This is a genomic window from Streptomyces sp. NPDC001922, from assembly GCF_042891165.1.
Taxonomy (GTDB): domain Bacteria; phylum Actinomycetota; class Actinomycetes; order Streptomycetales; family Streptomycetaceae; genus Streptomyces.
The window spans coordinates 733981-753442 of sequence record NZ_JBIASV010000001.1; the positions used below are offsets into that span (position 1 = coordinate 733981).

At 70.8% G+C, this 19462-nt stretch carries 18 protein-coding genes and 2 tRNA genes; 15 read left to right on the forward strand and 5 right to left on the reverse strand.

All coding sequences use genetic code 11. The features are described 5' to 3' along the window. Positions 1 to 133 precede the first annotated feature (133 nt). On the reverse strand, positions 134 to 1075 hold the full coding sequence (locus tag ACFYYR_RS03035) for a decarboxylase (RefSeq protein ID WP_388846233.1): 942 nt from the start codon (positions 1073 to 1075) through the stop codon (positions 134 to 136). A gap of 214 nt (positions 1076 to 1289) precedes the next feature. Between ACFYYR_RS03035 and ACFYYR_RS03040 the strand changes: the two genes are divergently transcribed. Together ACFYYR_RS03040 and ACFYYR_RS03045 are read left to right on the forward strand one after the other, a co-directional pair. Then, positions 1290 to 2255 (forward strand): D-2-hydroxyacid dehydrogenase, encoded by a 966-nt coding sequence (locus ACFYYR_RS03040; protein WP_388846235.1) that lies wholly within the window; start codon positions 1290 to 1292, stop codon positions 2253 to 2255. Between the two features lie 108 nt (positions 2256 to 2363). Continuing rightward, entirely contained in the window at positions 2364 to 3779 is a 1416-nt protein-coding gene (locus ACFYYR_RS03045; RefSeq protein ID WP_388846237.1) for an amidase, read from the forward strand. A gap of 110 nt (positions 3780 to 3889) precedes the next feature. On the opposite strand, the gene ACFYYR_RS03050 is transcribed toward ACFYYR_RS03045, so the two are convergent. Beyond that, positions 3890 to 4390: a DUF3830 family protein gene (locus tag ACFYYR_RS03050; RefSeq protein ID WP_388846239.1), complete on the reverse strand. Its 501-nt coding sequence runs from the start codon at positions 4388 to 4390 to the stop codon at positions 3890 to 3892. A gap of 139 nt (positions 4391 to 4529) precedes the next feature. On the opposite strand from ACFYYR_RS03050, the gene ehuB reads away from it, so the two are divergent. The 6 genes from ehuB to ACFYYR_RS03080 all read left to right on the forward strand — a co-directional run bounded on the left by ehuB (position 4530) and on the right by ACFYYR_RS03080 (position 8721). Next, complete coding sequence (gene ehuB / locus ACFYYR_RS03055; RefSeq protein WP_388846241.1) at positions 4530 to 5417, forward strand: ectoine/hydroxyectoine ABC transporter substrate-binding protein EhuB; 888 nt, start codon at positions 4530 to 4532, stop codon at positions 5415 to 5417. Continuing rightward, positions 5414 to 6154: an ectoine/hydroxyectoine ABC transporter permease subunit EhuC gene (ehuC, locus tag ACFYYR_RS03060; RefSeq protein ID WP_388846243.1), complete on the forward strand. Its 741-nt coding sequence runs from the start codon at positions 5414 to 5416 to the stop codon at positions 6152 to 6154. The genes ehuB and ehuC overlap by 4 nt, the downstream gene beginning before the upstream one ends. Then, a complete protein-coding gene (gene ehuD / locus ACFYYR_RS03065) occupies positions 6151 to 6801 on the forward strand; it encodes an ectoine/hydroxyectoine ABC transporter permease subunit EhuD (RefSeq protein ID WP_388846245.1) in 651 nt (216 codons plus the stop codon). Before ehuC ends, ehuD begins: the two co-directional genes overlap by 4 nt. After that, positions 6791 to 7603 carry an ectoine/hydroxyectoine ABC transporter ATP-binding protein EhuA gene (ehuA, locus tag ACFYYR_RS03070; protein ID WP_388846247.1) on the forward strand — a complete coding sequence of 271 codons (813 nt, stop codon included), beginning with the start codon at positions 6791 to 6793 and terminating at the stop codon, positions 7601 to 7603. The genes ehuD and ehuA overlap by 11 nt, the downstream gene beginning before the upstream one ends. Positions 7604 to 7835: 232 nt before the next feature. Beyond that, the gene (locus ACFYYR_RS03075; protein WP_388846249.1) at positions 7836 to 8594 is read left to right on the forward strand and encodes an IclR family transcriptional regulator; all 759 of its coding nucleotides are present in this window, start codon (positions 7836 to 7838) and stop codon (positions 8592 to 8594) included. Between the two features lie 50 nt (positions 8595 to 8644). Then, positions 8645 to 8721, forward strand: a tRNA-Lys gene (locus ACFYYR_RS03080). 229 nt (positions 8722 to 8950) lie between these two features. Here the strand turns inward: ACFYYR_RS03080 and ACFYYR_RS03085 are convergent. The 3 genes from ACFYYR_RS03085 to ACFYYR_RS03095 form a co-directional block, all read right to left on the reverse strand. After that, positions 8951 to 10648, reverse strand: a complete 1698-nt coding sequence (locus ACFYYR_RS03085) for an AMP-binding protein (protein WP_388846251.1) — start codon at positions 10646 to 10648, stop codon at positions 8951 to 8953. 130 nt (positions 10649 to 10778) lie between these two features. Further along, positions 10779 to 11375, reverse strand: a complete 597-nt coding sequence (locus ACFYYR_RS03090) for a lytic polysaccharide monooxygenase (RefSeq protein ID WP_388846253.1) — start codon at positions 11373 to 11375, stop codon at positions 10779 to 10781. Positions 11376 to 11459: 84 nt separating this feature from the next. After that, the gene (locus ACFYYR_RS03095) at positions 11460 to 12122 is read right to left on the reverse strand and encodes a nucleoside/nucleotide kinase family protein (RefSeq protein WP_388846255.1); all 663 of its coding nucleotides are present in this window, start codon (positions 12120 to 12122) and stop codon (positions 11460 to 11462) included. A gap of 133 nt (positions 12123 to 12255) precedes the next feature. On the opposite strand from ACFYYR_RS03095, the gene ACFYYR_RS03100 reads away from it, so the two are divergent. The 7 genes from ACFYYR_RS03100 to cseB all read left to right on the forward strand — a co-directional run bounded on the left by ACFYYR_RS03100 (position 12256) and on the right by cseB (position 19462). Next, positions 12256 to 12329: transfer RNA gene (locus tag ACFYYR_RS03100), tRNA-Lys, on the forward strand. A gap of 129 nt (positions 12330 to 12458) precedes the next feature. Next, positions 12459 to 13217: a FadR/GntR family transcriptional regulator gene (locus ACFYYR_RS03105; protein ID WP_388846257.1), complete on the forward strand. Its 759-nt coding sequence runs from the start codon at positions 12459 to 12461 to the stop codon at positions 13215 to 13217. 368 nt (positions 13218 to 13585) lie between these two features. Next, positions 13586 to 15517: a glycosyltransferase family 2 protein gene (locus ACFYYR_RS03110; protein ID WP_388846259.1), complete on the forward strand. Its 1932-nt coding sequence runs from the start codon at positions 13586 to 13588 to the stop codon at positions 15515 to 15517. Then, positions 15514 to 17445 carry a galactose oxidase-like domain-containing protein gene (locus tag ACFYYR_RS03115; protein WP_388846261.1) on the forward strand — a complete coding sequence of 644 codons (1932 nt, stop codon included), beginning with the start codon at positions 15514 to 15516 and terminating at the stop codon, positions 17443 to 17445. Before ACFYYR_RS03110 ends, ACFYYR_RS03115 begins: the two co-directional genes overlap by 4 nt. A 257-nt stretch (positions 17446 to 17702) precedes the next feature. Next, positions 17703 to 18170, forward strand: a complete 468-nt coding sequence (locus tag ACFYYR_RS03120) for a hypothetical protein (protein ID WP_388846263.1) — start codon at positions 17703 to 17705, stop codon at positions 18168 to 18170. A gap of 51 nt (positions 18171 to 18221) precedes the next feature. Continuing rightward, the gene (locus ACFYYR_RS03125; protein WP_388846265.1) at positions 18222 to 18710 is read left to right on the forward strand and encodes a hypothetical protein; all 489 of its coding nucleotides are present in this window, start codon (positions 18222 to 18224) and stop codon (positions 18708 to 18710) included. 86 nt (positions 18711 to 18796) lie between these two features. Continuing rightward, the gene (gene cseB / locus ACFYYR_RS03130) at positions 18797 to 19462 is read left to right on the forward strand and encodes a two-component system response regulator CseB (RefSeq protein WP_388846267.1); all 666 of its coding nucleotides are present in this window, start codon (positions 18797 to 18799) and stop codon (positions 19460 to 19462) included.

Here is a 19462-nt window from a genome sequence, read left to right on the forward strand (position 1 = left end):
GCCGCACCCGGGACACACCGGCCCGGGACGCACCGCACCCGGGACACACCCGCCGGGCCCCGCCGCCCAGGGCGACCCGCCCGCCGCGAGCCACCCGGCCGGGCGGGCCGCCGGAGCCCAGGGTCCCGGTGCCTCACCCGAGCGCGGGCCCGCCCGGCTCGTCCGGGTACAGCGGCGGTTCCGGACCGTCCCCGGCGTCGCCCGCGTCCGGCTGGACCGCGGGGGCCGCGAAGGCCGCCTCCGGCTCCGGCCGTTCCGTCGAGTACGTCGGCCCCGGCAGGGAGCCCGGACGGACCGGCGGGTACTCCGGCTGGGACGCCATGGCCGCCGGACCGCGTCTGGCCACCGGGTCCAGCAGCGCCTGGTACGGGCCGACCGCCTGTTCCCCGATCCGGGCCAGGGCCGCCCACATGGTCACCTGGTTCGCCGACAGCACCGGCATGCGCAGCTCCGCCTCGAGCTGCGGGATCACGTCGTACGTCGGGAGGTTGGTGCAGCTGATGAAGAGCGCGTCCGCCGAGCCCACCACCGCCTGCCGCGCCATGTCCACCACATCGCGGTACGGCACCTTCCAGATGTGCCGGGTCAGTCCGAGGTACGCGCGCCCGGTGACCGAGACACCGCCCTCGGCGAGGTAGTCCTCCAGGGAGGCGGTCACCGACCTGGTGTACGGGGTGACCAGGGCGATGCGCCGGGCGCCGATCTCCCGCAGGGCGGCGAGCAGGGCACCCGAGGTGGTGAGCGCCGGGAGCTCCCCGGACTGCTCCATGGCCGCGCACATCCCGCGCTCCCCGGCCATTCCGCCGACGAAGCTGCCCGATGTGCAGGCGTAGGCGACGACCTCCGGGGCGACCGCGCACAGGGCCTGCACCGCTTCGCGCAGGGTCTCGTGCTCGCTCACCATCCGGGCCAGGTCGAGACTGACCTCGACCGGCACAAAAGGCGTCCGCGTGAGGTACAGCGACACGTCGTCGGGCACCCAACGCCACAATTCTCGATCAAGAGCGAAATCGAACGGCGCTACGACACCCACACCACGCTGTGGCTGCGGACCACCCAGAAAGGAGACGTCCATTTCGAGCCCCAATACACAACGGAGGGCTGGCACGATGGCAGAAAGAAAACGAAAGCCGGAACACGCCGGGACGCCGGGACAGAAGTCGGGCAGATGCCCGTGTTGACGAAGGTAGTTTCCGCTCCCTAGCGTGGTCAATCCTCGGTTTCTCCGGCTTCTCGTCGACCTTCCGAATCAGCCAAGCGGACCTACGTTGCGAAATGGTTTCCCGCCCATGTCCGAGCGCACCCTTCTCGTATTCGGCACCGATCCCGAGCCCCGGCTGGACCGGCTGACCGGACGCGTCCGCATCGTGACCAGCGACGAGCAGTCCCTTCCCGAGCTGCTGCCGACCGCGGACGCACTTCTCGTCTGGGACTTCACCTCCGACGCGGTGCGCGCCGCCTGGCCGGGCGGCGGCCCCCGGCCGGGCTGGGTGCACACCGCGAGCGCCGGCGTCGACCGGCTGCTCTGCCCCGAGCTGGCCGGCTCGGACACCGTGCTGACCAATGCCCGCGGGGTCTTCGAGCAGCCGATCGCCGAGTACGTCGCCGGCCTCGTCATCGCCATGGCCAAGGATTTTCCGGGCAGTTGGGAGCTCCAGCGGCAGCGGCGCTGGAAGCACCGGGAGACCATGCGGGTGGCCGGAAGCCGTGCGGTCGTCGTCGGTTCCGGGCCGATCGGCCGGGCCATCGGCCGGACCCTGACGGCGCTGGGGGTCGGCACGGACCTGGTGGGCCGGACGGCGCGCGAGGACGATCCCGAGTTCGGCCGGGTGCACGGCAGCGCCGCCCTGGACGGTCTGCTGCCGTCGGCCGACTGGGTGGTCTGTGCGGCGCCCCTGACGGATGCCACCCGGGGCATGTTCCACGCGTCCGTATTCGGTCGGATGAAGCCGTCGGCCCGGTTCATCAATGTCGGCCGCGGGCCGATGGTGGTGGAGAAGGATCTGATCGACGCTTTGCTGGCACGGACCATCAGCGGCGCGGCCCTGGATGTCTTCGAGGAGGAGCCGCTGCCCACCGACAGCCGGGTCTGGGATGTGCCGGGTCTGTTGGTGTCGCCGCACATGAGCGGGGACACGGTCGGCTGGCGGAATGCCCTCGCCGAACAGTTCATGGACAACTTCGACCGCTGGGCCGCGGGCGAGCCGCTGCTCAATGTGGTCGACAAACGGCTGGGCTACGTCCCGGTGGCCTGACCCGGTACCGGTTCCGGCGCCCCGTCCCACCCGGGCGCCGGGCGCCGCGTCCGGCTCCCGTCCGCGTTCCGATCCCCTGCGCCCCGAGCGATTTCCATGGAGGGCTGGATGACCGAGCTCAGCGACCTGACCGCGGCACGACTCGTCGAGGGCTTCGCCTCCGGCGCCTTCTCCCCCGTCGAGGCGGCCCGCGCCGCGCTGGAGCGGATCGAGCGGACCGAGCCGGCCCTCAACGCGTTCGTGCGGGTCGATGCCGAGGAGGCGCTGGGCCGGGCCGCCGAGTCCGGGGAGCGGTGGCGCCGCGGCGAGCCGGCCGGGCTGGTGGACGGTGTCCCGGTGACGGTGAAGGACATCCTGCTGCAGCGCGGCGGGCCGACCTTCCGCGGCTCGCGGACCGTCCGGGCCGAGGGCCGGTCCTGGGACGAGGACGCGCCCGCGGTGGCGCGGCTGCGCGAGCACGGGGCGGTGTTCCTCGGCAAGACGACGACGCCGGAGTTCGGCTGGAAGGGCGTCACGGACAGCCCGCGGCACGGGGTGACCGGCAATCCGTACGACCCGGGGCGCACGGCGGGCGGGTCCAGCGGGGGCAGTGCCGCCGCGGTGGCGGTCGGCGCGGGTCCGCTGAGCCTCGGGACGGACGGGGGCGGCTCGGTCCGCATCCCGGCGGGCTTCTGCGGGATCTTCGCCCTCAAGCCCACCTACGGCCGGGTGCCGAACTATCCCGCGAGCCCGTTCGGGACGCTGGCGCACGTCGGGCCGATGACGCGGGACGCGGCGGACGCGGCGCTGCTGATGGATGTGATCACCGGCCCCGACGCGCGGGACTGGTCGCAGCTGGGCCGGGTGCCCGGGTCGTTCCGTGACGCTCTGGGCGGCGGGGTCGCGGGCCTGCGCGTCGCCTGGTCCCCGGACTTCGGCGGCCGGGTGGCCGTCGATCCGCAGGTGGCCGGGGCGGTCCGGCGGGCGGTCGACCGGCTCGCGGAGCTGGGCGCCCGGGTGGAGGAGGCGGACCCCGGCTTCGAGGACCCGGTGGACGCGTTCCACACCCTGTGGTTCAGCGGCGTGGCCCGCGTGGTGCAGCATCTCGGCACGGAGGAGCGCGCGTTGCTCGACCTGGGGCTGCGGGAGGTCTGCGAGCGGGGCGCCGAGTACAGCGCGCTGGACTACCTGGCGGCGGTGGACGAGCGGATGGCGCTGGGGGTGGCGATGGGCCGGTTCCACGAGCGGTACGACCTGCTGGTGACCCCGACGCTGCCGATCACCGCGTTCGAGGCGGGTGCCGAGGTGCCCCGGGGCTCGGGGCTGAGCCGGTGGACCGGCTGGACGCCGTTCACCTACCCCTTCAACCTGACCCAGCAGCCCGCCGCGTCCGTGCCGTGCGGACAGGACCGGGACGGGCTGCCGATCGGGGTGCAGCTGGTCGCCGCACGCCACGGGGACGACCTGGTCCTGCGGGCGGCGCACGCGCTGTACGAGGCGGGCGTCGCGGACGGCGTCGGCCCGCCGCCGGCCGTGGGCGGCTGACCCGCGGGCCCACGGCCCGGCTTCCGGCCGCTCCGGACGAGTCCGGGCCCGTCGTCCCGCGGGGCGGGTGGCGGACCCGGACGGCTCGCGCCGGGCCGGTCGGACAGACCCTAGGCCCGTCGGAAGTTGAGCGTCTCGCCCAGCGCGCCGGCCCGCCAGAGGTCCTGGCAGGCGTCGGCCATGCGGTCGAGCCCGTCCACGACCGAGCCCCAGACGATGCCCGGGACCCACCCGGCGTCCCCGTTGATCAGCAGGTTGTTGCGCTCGTAGAACAGCGCCAGGTCGACGACCTGGGTCTGCCCCTGGTGCTTGGCCTGCTGCTCGTACCCGTAGGACTTCGTCCCCAACTGGGTGTCGGAGAAGGTGAAGTAGCACAGGTCCCCCGGGATGGGGGTGATGGTCGGGTTCTCCAGCGGCGGCTCGGCCGGGGCGAAGGGGGGCAGCAGCGCGTAGATCTCGTTGCGTGCGTACTTCGCGTGGTAGACGTCTCCGCCCAGCGGAAGGGCGTTCCACACCGCATCACAGGTGATCGGCGCGCGGTCGTCCAGCAGCTTCGCCGTACAGGTGACACCGCGCTTGTCGAGCGAGACTTCGATGAAGCGGTCTGCCATCGTGGGTCCTCTCGGTCGGATACGTGCCCCATTGTGTCTATCTGGTCAAGCGCGCCGATCACAACCGGCTGAAAACGATCGGAATATTTGGAGCAGGGCCGGGTAGCCGCGCGCCCATGGCTCACCTCAGGGGAACGACATGATCGAGAGACCGGTCAGCCGCCGTTCGTTGCTCGCGGGAGCGGCAGCGTTCGGCGCATTGGGGGCGGCCGGCTGCAGCCGGGTCTCCACTGCCGATGTCACGGACGGGGGCAACCTGCTGGAACGCCTCCGCGCCCAGGGCACGGTACGGCTGGGGATCGCGGGTGAGATCCCCTTCGGCTACATCAACAAGAAGGCGGAGGTCACCGGGGAGGCCCCGGAACTTGCAAAGATCATCTTCAAGCGGCTCGGCGTACCGCACGTCCAGCCGGTCCCGACCGAGTTCGGATCACTGATCCCCGGTCTCAATTCGCAGCAGTTCGATGTGATCTCCGCGGGCATGTTCATCACCCCGGAGCGGTGCAAACAAGTCCTTTTCGCCGACCCCGACTACCAGGTGCTGGACGCCTTGATCGTCCGCAAGGGGAATCCCAAGGGGCTGCGGAACTACGCCGACATCAAGCGGACCGGCGCCAAGCTGGCGAGCGGCACCGCCTACGCCGAGATCGACTATGCGGTGGACGCCGGCGTCAAGCGCGACTCCATCCAGGTCTACCCGGACCAGCTGGCCGGCCTGCTGGCGGTTGCCCAGGGCCGGGCCGACGCCTTCGCCGGGACCAGTCTGACGGTGCGCAACGTCATCGAGCAGACCAAGAACCCCAAGGTCGAGGGCACCAAGCCGTTCCTGCCGAGGCTCGACGGCAAGCCGGCGTACGGCGCGGGCGCCTTCGCCTTCCGCAAGGGCGAGACGACGCTGCGGAACGCCTTCAACGAACAGCTGCTGAAGATGAAGAAGAGCGGCGAGCTCCTCCGGGTGGTCAAGCCCTTCGGCTTCACCGCCACCGAGATGACCGACCTGACGGCAGAGGAGCTGTGCAAGGGATGACAGCCGAACTCTGGGGACTGATCTTCAAGGGCGTCTGGATCACGGTCCAGCTCACGATCTACAGCGCGGCCCTCGGCGCTGTGGTCGCCTTCGTCACCGGGATCGCCCGCACCTCGCGGTTCTGGATCGTCCGCTTCCTCTCCGGCTTCTACGTGGAGGTCTTCCGCGGGACATCGGCGCTGGTGCTGATGTTCTGGCTGTTCTTCGTGGTGCCGCTGGCGTTCAACTGGCAGTTCGTGCCGATGTGGGCCGCCACGCTCGCCCTGGGGCTCTCCTACGGCGCGTACGGCTCGGAAATCGTCCGCGGCGGCATCGCCGCCGTCGCCCCGGCGCAGCGCGAGGCCGGTATCGCCCTGAGCTTCTCCCCCTGGCAGCGGCTGCGGCTGATCATCCTGCCGCAGGCCGTGCCGGAGATGCTGCCGCCGTTCAACAACCTGCTGGTCGAGCTGCTCAAGGGCACCGCCCTGGTCTCGCTGCTCGGCGTCGGTGACATCTCCTTCGCGGCGCAGCTGGCGCGGCTGGCGACCGGCGAGAGCGGCAGCATCTACTTCACCATCCTCCTCATGTACTTCGTGCTGGCCTTCCTGCTCACCCGGGTGATGCGGCTGGCCGAGAGCCGGGCGAAGGCGCGGATCGGCCAGAAGCCGGAGAAGGGCGGCGGCATCGTCCGCAAGCTCGGCATCCGGCAGGAGACCGATCAGTCCTTCGGCATGACCGTCGTGGGAGGCCCGTCATGAGCTGGGATTGGTCCGTCGTCGGCGACTTCATGCCGATGTTCTGGGACGGCGTCAAGGTCACGCTGCAGGCGACCGCGCTGGGCTCCCTGCTGGCGTTCGCGCTGGGTCTGGTCTGGGCGCTGGTGCTGCGGGCCCCGTCCCGCTTCGTGCGGTGGCCGGTGGGGATCTTCGTCGAGTTCATCCGCAACACCCCGCTGCTGGTCCAGCTGTTCTTCTTTTTCTTCGTGCTGCCCGAGTGGGGCATCCAGACCACCGCGCTGGCCACCGGCGTCATCGGCATCGGTCTGCACTACTCGACGTACACCGCCGAGGTGTACCGGGCCGGTATCGAGGCCGTGCCGCAGGGCCAGTGGGAGGCGGCCACCGCGCTGAGCCTGCCGCGCGGCCGCACCTGGCGTTCGGTGATCCTGCCGCAGGCGATCCGCCGGGTCGTCCCGGCGCTCGGCAACTACGTCATCGCGCTGCTGAAGGACAGCCCGATGCTGCTGGCCATCGGCGTCCCGGAGATGCTGAACGAGGCGCGGCTGTTCGGGGCCGAGACGTTCCAGTACATCGAGCCGTACACCGTGGTCGGTGTCGCCTTCATCCTCATCTCCTACCCGGCATCCCTCCTCATGCGATTCCTGGAGCGTCGTCTTGTCCACTGACAACACCCCCGCCCCGGCCGTTCCGGGAAGCACGAACGGCAGCGAGCTGATCCGCTTCGACCAGGTGACGAAGCGTTTCGGCAGCAATACGGTCCTGGACCACCTCGACTTCACGGTGGCGCCGGGCAAGCACGTGACCCTCATCGGCCCGTCCGGCTCCGGCAAGACCACGATCCTGCGGCTGCTGATGACGCTGGCCAAGCCGGACGAGGGCACGATCCGGGTCGCCGGGGAGTACCTCACCCACGAGGACAAGGGCGGCAAGCTCGTCCCGGCGGGCGAGAAGCACAGCCGGGAGATCCGCAAGAAGATCGGCATGGTCTTCCAGCAGTTCAACCTCTTCCCCAACATGAAGGTGCTGCGGAACATCACCGAGGCGCCGGTCCACGTGCTGGGCCTGGGCAAGGACGAGGCCGAGGAGCGGGCCCGCGAGCTGCTGGAGCTGGTGGGGCTGACCGAGCACATCGACAAGTACCCGACCCAGCTCTCCGGCGGGCAGCAGCAGCGGGTGGCGATCGCCCGGGCGCTGGCGATGCGGCCGCAGGTGCTGCTGCTGGACGAGGTGACCTCGGCACTGGACCCGGAGCTCGTGGCCGGTGTGCTGGACGTGCTCCGGGACATCGCGCACAGCACCGACATCACCATGCTGTGCGTGACGCACGAGATGAACTTCGCCCGGGACATCTCGGACGACGTGCTGATGTTCGACTCCGGGCGGGTCATCGAGTCCGGTCCGCCGGAAAAGATCTTCAGCGAGCCGGAGCACCAGCGCACCCGGGAGTTCCTCAGCGCCGTGCTGTGATGTCCCAGCTCCGACGGTCACTCCGTGACCGGGGCATATGCCATGGTGGCGCGCTCCTGCCCGGCCGGGTGGGAGCGCGCCGTCGATCTGGCCAACAGCTGCTCCCTTTAGGCCTCTTGGCGGCTATCGTGGTATCCCAGCCCAGCTGCCGGGCCCGCATGGAGCGCCACTCCCTCGTCACCGGCAGCGACGGCGACGACGCAAGCGGTCACAACCTGCCAGGGGGGAAACCGTGGCGCTCAAGCCCGAGCCGACGGCGCCGTTCCAGTCGGTGCAGTACGCACTCCGTGTGCTCGAATGCGTCGCCCGGCACGGCGGTGGCGTCGTCGGCACGCAGATCGCGCGCGAGACCGGCGTGCCGTCCGGCCGCCTCTCCCCCATGCTGCTGATGCTGCGCCGCGAGGGCTACGTGGAGCAGGTCGCCGACGGCGCGTACGTCATGGGCGAATCGCTCGTCCTGCTGGGCTCGGGCGACGACCGCCGGCAGGCCCTGGAGGACAAGCTCCAGCGCACTCTGTCGGAGATCCGCGACTCGGTCGGAGCGGCGGTCTACATCAGCCGCTACATCGACGGCGAAGTCAAGATCACCCAGTACGCCGACGGGCCCCGCGCCCCGAAGGTCAACGAGTGGGTGGACTTCCGGTCCGCGGCGCACGCGAGCGCGGTCGGCAAGTGCCTGCTGACCCAGCTCGACCACAACGGCCGGCGCGACCACCTCTCCCGGCACAAGACGGCCCGGCTCACCTCGCGGACGATCACCAGCGAGAAGGTGCTCTTCACCAAGCTGGACAACCAGCCGCCGACGGTGCCGGTGCTGGACCTCCAGGAGTACGCGGTGGGCACGGTCTGCGCGGCGGTGCCGATCACCGCGGGCCAGGCCGTCGGCTGCCTGGCCCTGTCGCTGCCGATCGAGCACGCCCACCGGCTGCGCAAGGCTGCTGACGCGCTCAACCGCAAGGCCGCCCCGGTGCTGCTCTCGCTCGCCATTTGAGGTGGTCAGGAGCACCCCCGGGGAGCGGGTAGTATTTACGACGTCAGCGAGCGCCGCTAGCTCAGTTGGTTAGAGCAGCTGACTCTTAATCAGCGGGTCCGGGGTTCGAGTCCCTGGCGGCGCACCATGCAAAACGCTGTTGACCTGGGCGTTCTCGGTTCTCCGAGAACGCCCTGAGTCATTTCCGGGTCGCTTCATTTCCGGGTCGCTTCATTTCCGGGTCGCTTGATTTCCGGGCTGCGTCGCTTCCGGGCCGTGTCGCTTCCGGGCTGTGTCCGCTCCGGGCCCGGCGTCATGTCCGGGCCCGGTGGCCACGGCGGCCGGCACCCGCCGTGGGAGCCGGCGGCCGGCATCGGTCAGCGCCCCAGCAGATCGCCCCGCCCCTGTTCCCGGTAGTGCGTGAGCAGCCGCGCGACGTCCGCCTCGTCCAGCCGCCGGTACGCGGTCCCGCACCGGCCCGGGCCCGGCGGGGACCACCAGACGGGGTCGGGGCAGCGGAAGCCGTCGCGGCGGAGGGCGGCCCGGTGGACCTTGTTGGTCGCGGTGACCGGCATGGCGGCCGGTATCCGCACGAACCGGGGGGCCATCTTGGTGCCCAGGTCCGGCCGGGCGGCGAGGAAGGCGGCGAAGTCCTCCGGGTCGAAGGCCGCGCCCGCGCGCAGGGCCAGGGCGGCCATGACCTGGTCGCCCGCCACCGGGTCGGGGACGGCGTAGACGGCCGCGGAGACGACCGGCGGGTAGTCGGCGAGGATGTTCTCGATCATGGCGGCGGCCAGGTTCTCGCTGTCGACGCGCAGCCGGTCGTCGGTGCGCCCCGCGAAGTGGAAGAACCCGTGCGGGTCGCGGAAGAAGAGGTCGCCGGTCCAGTACCAGCCGCCGCGGGTGCGGGCCGCCTCCGCCGCCGGGTTCCGCCAGTAGCCCTCGAAGGGGCTGCGGCCCCGGTTGACCAGTTCGCCGATCGCCGCGTCGCCGTTCAGCAGCCGCCCGGACCGGTCGAGGACCGCCCGTGGCCGTTCCTCCCCGGTCTCCGGGTCGACCACCGCGAGGTCGGCGCCGGGGGCGGCGCGGCCGATGGCCCCGGGCGGGGTGTCCGGCGAGCGCTGGAGGGCGGCGCCGCCCTCCGAGGAGCCGTAGCCCTCGACGAGCCGGACGCCGAAGCGGGCGGTGAAGCGCGCCGCGTCGACCGCGCCCGCCTCGGTACCGAAGCCGGTGCGCAGCGGGTGGTCCCGGTCGTCCGGGCGCTCGGGGGTGGCGAGCAGATACTGCACGGCGCGGCCGACGTAGGTGAAGTAGGTCGCCCCGAAGGCCCGGACGTCGGGCAGGAAGCCGGACGCGGAGAAGGTGCGGCGCAGCGCGACGGCCGCTCCGCTCACCAGGGCGGGCGCCCAGTCGGCGAGCACGGCGTTGCCGTGGAACATCGGCATGCAGATGTAGTGGACGTCGTCCGGGCCCAGGCCGAAGTACGTCACCAGGGAGCGGCCCGCGGCGGCGAGCCGGCCCTGGGAGCAGATGGCCGCTTTGGGGGCGCCGGTGGAGCCGGAGGTGAAGGAGAGCAGGAACCGGGTGCCGGGGCCGACGGGACGGAGCCGCGCCTCGCCGGGGCGGGCGTCGGCGTACGGCGCGAGCAGGGCGGCGTAGCCGGGGTCGTCGACGACGAGGACGCGCTCCCGGGGAATGCGGAGGTCCAGGCCGCGGAGCAGCGGCAGATGGGACCGTTCGGTGATCAGCAGGGCGCAGTCGGTGTGGGTGATGTCGCGGGCCAGTTCGGGACCGCGCCGGGTGGGGTTGACGCCGACGACGGTGGCGCCGGCGAGGGCCGCGGCGGCGAGCCACACCGGGTATTCGGGGACGTTGTCCAGCAGGACGCCGATGTGCGGCTCCGCGCGGGGCGGCAGCAGGTCGGCGAGCAGCGCGGCACGGGCGGCGGCCCGGGCCGCGAGCTGGTGCGCGGTGAGCAGCCGGTCCTCGTACTTGAGGCCGGGGCGGTGGTCGTCCCAGCGGGCCTGCACCAGCTCCGCGACCGTTCCCGCTGTGGTCTCCGGTGTCGTCCCCATGACGAGGCACCATAATTGACGGTTCGTCAGATGGGCAGGGCGCGGACCGGCCGAACCGGCCCGCACCCCCGCGCCCAGCCGCGCCGAGGCGGCGGAAGGCGGCCCCGCGGGGCGAGGCGCAGCGGGCCCGTCAGCCCGGGAAGCGCACGTCCGAGCAGGCGTAGAAGGCGTTCTCCGTGTCGGCGATGGTCCAGACGCCCACGATCAGCTGCTTGCCGGTGCGTCCGGAGGGGAGGGTGCCGGTGTGGGTGACGGTGGTTCCCGGGCGGGCGCCACCGAACGGGACGGTGAGGAACGGCCGGGTCTCCAGCGCCGACCGGGTGAGCGGACGTGCGGGGTCGTAGCCCGGCTTGGTGAGGTAGTAGCGGAAGTCCTCGGTGGCGTGCGGGGCGGTGAGTCTCCAGCTGAAGGTGTAGCGCTCGCCGGCGGTCACCGCCGTGGCGGGCCAGGTGCCGCCGCGGGGGTCGTCGAGCTGGGCGAAGCGGCTGTTCCCGCCGCTGCAGATGGTGCCGTCGGCGGGGCCGCGCAGCGGGAAGCCCTTGGGGCCTTCGACGCTCTGCGGCTCCCACTGGATGGGCCCGCAGTCCTGCACGGCGCCGTCGGCGCAGAGGACCTGCCGGCTGACGGGGAGGTGGGGGCTGCCGTGACCGGTGGCGCTGCCGGCCGCGAGGAGGAGGGTGCCGGTGAGGGAGAGGCCGACCACGGCCGCCCGGGTGCGTGTGCGCATGCTGTGCTCCTGGAGAACGTGGGGGATGTTCTGCGAGCAGGGGTGATGAGCTCAGCGCGGTTCAGGTCCAGACCAATGCGCAGGCTAATCCCGGCCATTGGAGATGTCCAGACCAATCGGCGGCAGGACGCGGTCGCAGTTCCCCCGCACACGCTCGACCTGTTCACCGTTGGGGCGGTCGTTGGTGTCCACCCACGCCCGGGCCTCCGCGGCGGTCCGGCCGCCGGCCAACTGCCGGGCGACGAGCCGCCGGTCGCGCACCTCGACCGGAGCGTCGACGTACCAGACCTCGGCCATCCACCGCCGGGCGGCGGTCCAGCCGGGCTCGTCGCAGGCGAGGTAGTTGCCCTCAGTGACGACGAGCCGCGTGCCGGGGCGGATCAGGTGGCGGGCGGCGACGGGCTCGTGCAGGGTCCGGTCGTAGTCCGGTACGTAGATGGCGTGGCCGGTCTCGGTGACGGTCCGGTGCAGCAGCGCCGCGTACCCGTGGACGTCGAAGCTGGGCGCGGAGCCCTTGCGGGAGGCCAGGCCCAGCCGGTCGAGCTGGGCGTTGGAGAGGTGGAAGCCGTCGAGCGGGAGATACCCGGCCGCGCCGGGGCCGCGCCGCCGTTCGACCTCGGCGACCAGGGCGCGGGCGAGGGTGGACTTGCCGGCTGCGGGCGGCCCGACCAGCCCGAGGACGACCCGTGGGCCCGGCTCGCGCTCGGCGAGGCGCCAGGCGTCGGCCGCCAGTTCGTGGATCTCCATGCGGTCGCAGCGTACGCGCCCGGATTCCGCCCCGGCGCGTGTGACCCGGGCCACTCCACGCCCCCTCCACGAGGCCGGCCGGCGGCCGATTCGGAGCATCCCCGGACGTCGGGTAGGATCCTTCCGTCAGCAGGCGCCGCTAGCTCAGTTGGTTAGAGCAGCTGACTCTTAATCAGCGGGTCCGGGGTTCGAGTCCCTGGCGGCGCACATGACACTTCGGTCCCCCTCGCTTCGGCGAGGGGGACCGAAGTCGTTTTCGGGCCGGCGCCCTCCGCCGCTGACCTCCGCGACGGCCTGGGGATGGCCAAAACGGAGGTTGCGGTGCAGAGTCGCGGAATGGCGAGCGACATCCAGGACCGGATCAAGAAGCTGATCATCGACCGGCGGCTGCCGTCCGGCGCACCGCTGCCCACCGAGACCGAGCTCATGGAGCTGATCGGGGTCAGCCGCAACTCCGTCCGCGAGGCCCTCAAGGCACTGCAGGCGATGGGCATCGTGGAGATCCGGCACGGCTTCGGCACCTATGTGGGGCCGATGTCCATGGCCCCGATGATCGAGGGCCTGACCTTCCGCACGGTCGCCGGGCACTACCGCGGCGAGGACAGCCTCCTCCAGCTGCTGGAACTGCGCGAGGCGATGGAGACCGGCCTGATAGCGCGGCTCGCCGGACGCGTTTCCGCCGCCGATCTCGCTGAACTGGAAGCGCTCGTGGCACGTATGGAGGGGGAGGCCTCCGGTGGCGCGGTCCAGGCGGACACCGACCGGGCCTTCCACGCCACCCTCTACCGCGGGATGGAGAACCGTCTGTTGAGCGAGCTCCTGGAGGCATTCTGGGATGCCTTCCACCGGGTCCGCACGGATCTGACGCACACCCCTCCGGATCCCGGGGTCACCTTCCGGCAGCACCGGGAGATCCTGCACGCCGTGCGCTCCGGGGACGCGGCCCGCGCAGAGGAGGCCCTGCGCGACCATTTCGGCGACATCCGCACCCGGCTGCGGTCCGCCCGCGAGGAGCACCGGGCGCACGATCCGGAAGCACCGGCCGGCCCGGGAGCACCGATGACGCCTCTCCAGCGGGTCGCTGACGGAGCGTAAGCATCCTGTCCGCCCGACCCAACCCAAATGCCCCCTAAATGGACACATACGACCGATAATGTGTGCGTTTCGGCCTTGCGATCAAGCGTGCGGGTTCGGGAGCCTATCCTGAACCTCGCAGCTCCAGCGGGTAAATGGAATCTCAAACGTGCGCGCTGGAGCTCGAACGGTTGCGTTCGATATCAGGGTGGGGCCCCTGTTCACGTGCAGACACCTGAACGTGCATCATGCAACCGGAAGGTGGTTGTTCGAAGTCTTAACGAACGACCACCCGAAAAACGCTGGGCCGGGGTCTGTCGAGGGGGACCTTGACCCGGGACCAGAAGCCATACGAACACGCAGTGACCTGCGTGCGGGGGGAATGACCCATGACGTCGACGCCTGACGGCGCCCGGCACTCCTACGACGCGTCGCGGACGACCCGGCTCCGCGTACCCCAGCAGCACCGCCCGGCCCGCCGCCCTCGGCGCGCCAAGAAGGTCCTGCCGCGCTACGACTACGAGCACTACAGCCGGCTCGCCGGGCCCCTCACCCAGCCCGACCCCGACCAGCCGTACCGGGTGCGCTACCGCAGCCTGCTGGCCGAGGAGCCGCACCGCATCCGGGCGGCGCTGCTGCTGGGTGCCGCACCACTCGTGTCGCTGGGGCTGTTCGGCTGGCTGATGCAGCCCGCGCACTGGACCGAGCGGGACAACGCCTCGGACACGCTGATCGTCCTCGACGCCATCATGCTGGTGGCGATCGGGCTGATCGAGCTCTTCCGCACGCTGAACGTGCTGTCCAACGCGCATGCCACGCTGGTGGCGCGGGATCCGGTGCCGGTGGTGCCGGAGAAGGGCACCAAGGTCGCCTTCCTCACCTCGTTCGTGCCCGGCAAGGAGCCGATCGAGATGGTGACGAAGACCCTGGAGGCGGCCGTCCGCATCCGGCACCGCGGTCTGCTGCACGTGTGGCTGCTGGACGAGGGCGACGACCCCGAGGTCAAGGAGGTCTGCGCCCGGCTCGGCGTGCACCACTTCAGCCGCAAGGGCGTGGCCAAGTGGAACCAGCCCTCCGGTCCGCACCGGGCGAAGACCAAGCACGGCAACTACAACGCCTGGCTCGACGCCCACGGCGACGACTACGACTACTTCGCCTCGGTCGACACCGACCACGTGCCGCTGCCCAACTACCTCGAGCGGATGCTCGGCTTCTTCCGCGACCCCGACATCGCCTTCGTCATCGGCCCCCAGGTCTACGGCAACTACGACACCGCCGTCACCAAGGCCGCCGAGAGCCAGCAGTTCCTCTTCCACGCCCTCATCCAGCGGGCCGGCAACGCCTACGGCGGACCGATGTTCGTCGGCACCAGCAACGCCGTCCGCATCAAGGCCATCAAGGGCATCGGCGGGCTGTACGACTCCATCACCGAGGACATGGCCACCGGCTTCGAGCTGCACCGCCACCGCAACCCCGCCACCGGCCAGAAGTGGCGCTCGGTCTACACCCCCGACGTCCTCGCCGTCGGCGAAGGCCCCACCGCCTGGACCGACTTCTTCACCCAGCAGCTCCGCTGGTCCCGCGGCACCTACGAGACCATCCTCAAGCAGTTCTGGAAGGCGCCGTTCAGCCTGCCGCCGGGCAAGCTGTTCAACTACACACTGATGGTGATCTTCTATCCCATATCGGCGCTCAACTGGATCCTCGCGGCCCTGAGCTGTGCGCTGTTCCTCGGGTTCGGCGCCTCCGGCGTCCAGATCGACCCGGCGATGTGGATGATGCTCTACGGCAACGCCTCCGCCCTCCAGATCGGGCTGTACATCTGGAACCGGCGGCACAACGTCTCCCCGCACGAGCCCGAGGGCTCCGGCGGCGTGGCCGGCATGGTGATGTCGGCGCTGTCCGCCCCCATCTACGCCCGCTCGCTGATGGACGCGGTGCTGCGGCGCAAGAGCAAGTTCGTGGTGACCCCCAAGGGCGACTCGTCCAGCCCGGACACTCTCTTCGGCACCTTCCGGATCCACATGTTCTTCATGCTGGTCTTCGGCGGGTCCCTCGCGTCCTCCTTCTACTTCGGCCACAGCCACCCCGCGATGATCGTCTGGGCCTCGCTCGCGCTGATCATCACTGCCTCGCCGATCCTCGCCTGGGCCTGGACCCTCCGGCAGGAGAAGCGGAAGAAGCAGTCCGGGGGCGGCGCCTCCCGCGGCTCCGGCGGCCCGGGGGACGGTGAACGGCCGTCCGCGGGCCCGCAGCCCGAGCCCGCCCGGACCCGTAACGAAGAGACCATGCAGATCGCCCTTGGGGGACGTCACACATGAAGTACCGTCCGAGCCGCCGCGCCCGACGCATATCCATCGGCGCGGCGGCGGTACTCGTCGTGGCCGGAATGAACGGTCCGGCCCTCTACCGCTTCGGTACGGAGAAGTACCACACGTACTCGATCAACCGGCCGGAGTACAAGGCGAAGAACGGCCACTGGGACCTGCTGGACATCCCGCAGAAGAACCAGATCCACTCGATCCACGCCGCACTGCTGCACACCGGCAAGGTGCTGCTGATCGCCGGATCGGGCAACAACGCCAAGATGTTCGCCTCCAAGACCTTCCGCTCGGTCCTGTGGGACCCGAAGACGAACACCTACAAGAACATTCCGACCCCCAAGGACATGTTCTGCGCCGGGCACACCCAGCTGCCCGACGGCAAGCTGCTGGTGGCGGGCGGCACCGCCCGCTACGAGAAGCTGCAGGGCGATGTGAACAAGGCCGGCGGCCTGATGATCGTCAAGAACGAGAACCCGGACGCCCCCAAGACCCTCCCCCCGGGCACCCTCTTCACCGGCAAGAGCAGCGGCAAGATCTTCGAGTCCAAGGACAACCTGCTCGTCCCCCGGGCGAAGAAGCGGATCGACCCGGTGACCGGCCGGGCGACCGTCACCGCCAGTGAGGCGCGGGTCTATGTCGAGGCCCGGAAGCGCGGCCGCCAGTACTCCACCGGCGACACCGACAACTACCGCATCCAGGGGCTCAAGGGCGCCGAGGCGAAGAACCTCTACGGCATCGCCAACAAGCTCTCGTTCGACAAGAAGGACTTCCAGGGGATCAAGGACTCCTTCGAGTTCGACCCGGTCGCCGAGAAGTACATCCGGGTCGACCCGATGCACGAGGCCCGCTGGTACCCGACGCTGACCACGCTGAAGAGCGGCAAGGTCCTCTCGGTCTCCGGCCTCGACGAGATCGGGCAGGTCGTCCCGGGCAAGAACGAGGTCTACGACCCGAAGACGAAGAAGTGGACCTACCTGCCCAAGCAGCGCTTCTTCCCGACCTACCCGGCCCTGTTCCTCACCAACGGGGGCAAGATCTTCTACACCGGCTCCAACGCGGGCTACGGCCCGGCCACCCAGGGCCGTACCCCCGGCCTGTGGGACGTGGACACCAACCGGTTCTCCCCGGTGCGCGGCATGAGCGACCCGGACGTCCTGGAGACCTCGATGTCCGTGATGCTGCCGCCCGCCCAGGAGCAGAAGTTCATGGTGATCGGCGGCGGCGGGGTCGGTGAGTCGACCAAGTCCTCCGAGAAGACCCGGCTGGTCGACCTCAAGAAGCGCGACCCGCGCTTCCGGGACGGCGCGCCGCTGTCCGAGGGCACCCGCTACCCCGGCGGATCGATCCTCCCGGACGACACGGTCTTCGTCTCCGGCGGCTCCGGCGACTACCGCGGGCGCAGCGGCAGCAACATCCTCAAGGCCCAGCTCTACAACCCCCAGAAGGACACCTTCCGTCGCGTGGCCGACCCGACCGTGGGCCGCAACTACCACTCCGGCACCGTGCTCCTGCCGGACGGCCGGGTCATGATCTTCGGCTCGGACTCGCTCTACGCCGACGACGACAACACCAAGCCGGGTGTCTTCGAGAAGCGCATCGAGATCTACACCCCGCCGTACCTCTACCGGGACTCGCGGCCGAAGCTCGACTCCGGCCCGAAGCAGGTCCGCCGCGGCGGGACCGCCACGTTCGGGACCCAGCACCCGGAGAAGATCAAGACGGCGCGGCTGATGCGCCCCAGCGCCGTCACCCACGTCACCGATGTGGACCAGCGGTCCATCGCCCTGGACGTGAAGCGCACGGCGGACGGCATCCAGGTGACCGTGCCCAGGGACCGCTCGCTGGTCCCCTCGGGCTGGTACATGCTGTTCGTCAACGACGGCAAGGGCACGCCGTCCAAGGCGCGCTGGGTCGAGGTGCCGTAGGCGCCCGCCTCCGGTACTCCCCCGTGACGGGGCCGCAGCTCTTCGGCTGCGGCCCCGTCGTCGTGTGTCCGGACCGCGACACGCCGCGCCACCCTGCGGTTGTGTAACAGCGGTCGATGGACGGCTGTAACACGGTTGCCGGACGGCTGCGACCAGCGCCTTCTACGTTCTTGGGTGTCCGCGGGGCGAGCTTCTCCCCGGCGGTCACGAGGAACGGAAACGGCCCGCAAGGGTCCACGCGAACCATCGGAGGCAACATGAACACCAGCTCGAACAGGCGACGCAGCGCCGTGACGGCGGCGGCCGTGGCGGTGCTGGGACTCGGGACCGTATCGGCCTGGGCGTCCAACGCGTCCGCCGGCGAGACCGACGGAATGGTGAACACCAACCCGTACGTGCTGAACCTGTACGGCGAGGAGAACGCCGACCACGGGGACGCGCAGCGCACCCCGCGGAACCTGGTCCTCTCGGAGTTCACCTCGCTGAACAAGGTCGACTGGAAGCAGTGGGGCAAGGGCAAGGCCGTGGGCACCGCCGACGTCACCGGCAACTGGTGCCTGGAGACCTGCCAGGAGAAGCCGCTGCGCGGCAAGGTCACCCTCTCCGACCCCAAGGAGGTGGGGGGCGAGATGTACTACAGCTCGTTCACGCTGAAGCTGGCCCCCGGCTCCGGTCACTACGAGAGCGAGGACCTCAACCGGAAGCACGCCCTCCCCACCCCGTAAGGCCGGTGGCGTAACCTCGGCACCCCCAGCGGAGTGAAGCGGAGAGTCCGGATGAGCACGTCCACACCGCCCCGGGCTCCCCGCGCAGGGGCCCGCGTCCGCCCGGCACGGGTGGCGCGGGCCCTGGCCGTGGTTCTCGTGACGCTGGCCGGCTCGGGCTGTGCCGGCGCCGACCGGCTGCACGTCGAGGGGCCCGCCCCCACGGCCCGGAGCAACGGCCCGGTGTACGTGACCGACACCCTGGGCCACCCGCTGCGCCGCCCGGCGGGCTTCGGACTGACCGAGTTCAGCTCCGTCACCGAGCTGAAGTGGCGGTCCTGGGGCGGCGACCGGGCCGTCGCCACCGGCCGGGTCGGGGGCAACTGGTGCTACGGCGCCTGCCCGGAGGACGGCTATCCGGCGACCGTGGTGCTCAGCCGGCTCGAACGGCGGGAGAACATCGCCTACTACACCCGCGCGACCGTCAGATCGTCGAAGAGGCTGCCCGAGGTGGCGCGGGACGAGCTGCGGTCCGTGCACCTCTTCGTCCCCGAGGACTGACCGTCCTCGCCCGCGGGACCCGACCGCCGACCGCCCCCGTCCGCATCCCGGCCCGTCTCCCGGACCGCATCCCGTGAAGGAACCGAATGACCGGCGTACTGCTCGTCGAGGACGACGCCGTCCTGCGCGAGGCCACCCAGATCGCCCTGGAGCGCTACGGATTCGAGGTGCGCACCGCCTCCGACGGGCTCACCGGCCTGGACCTGGTCCGCAAGCACGCCCCGGACATCGCCGTGCTCGATGTGATGCTGCCGCATCTCGACGGGGTGAGCCTGGTCCGCCGGATCCGTGAGGCGAGCCGGATGCCGGTGCTGATGATCTCCGCCCGCACCGATCCCGTCGATGTGGTCCTCGGGCTGGAGGCCGGCGCCGACGACTACCTCACCAAGCCGTACGACACCAATGTGCTCGTCGCCCGGATCCGGGCCGCGCTGCGCCGGGCCGCGCCCGTGGAGGAGGAGTCCCGCGCGCCGCTGACCTTCGGCGACCTCACCGTGGACCCGGACTCCGTGGAGGTCCGGCGGGACGGCGCCCGGCTGGACCTCACCCCCACCGAGCTGCGGCTCATGCTGGTCTTCGCCGAGTCCCCCGGCGTGCTGCTCTCCCGCACCACCCTGCTGGAGCGGGTCTGGGACTACGCCTGGGGCGGCGACAGCCGGGTCGTCGACGTCCATGTGCAGCGGCTGCGCGGGAAGATCGGCCATCAGCGCATCGAGACCGTCCGCGGTTTCGGCTACAAGCTCAGGCACTGA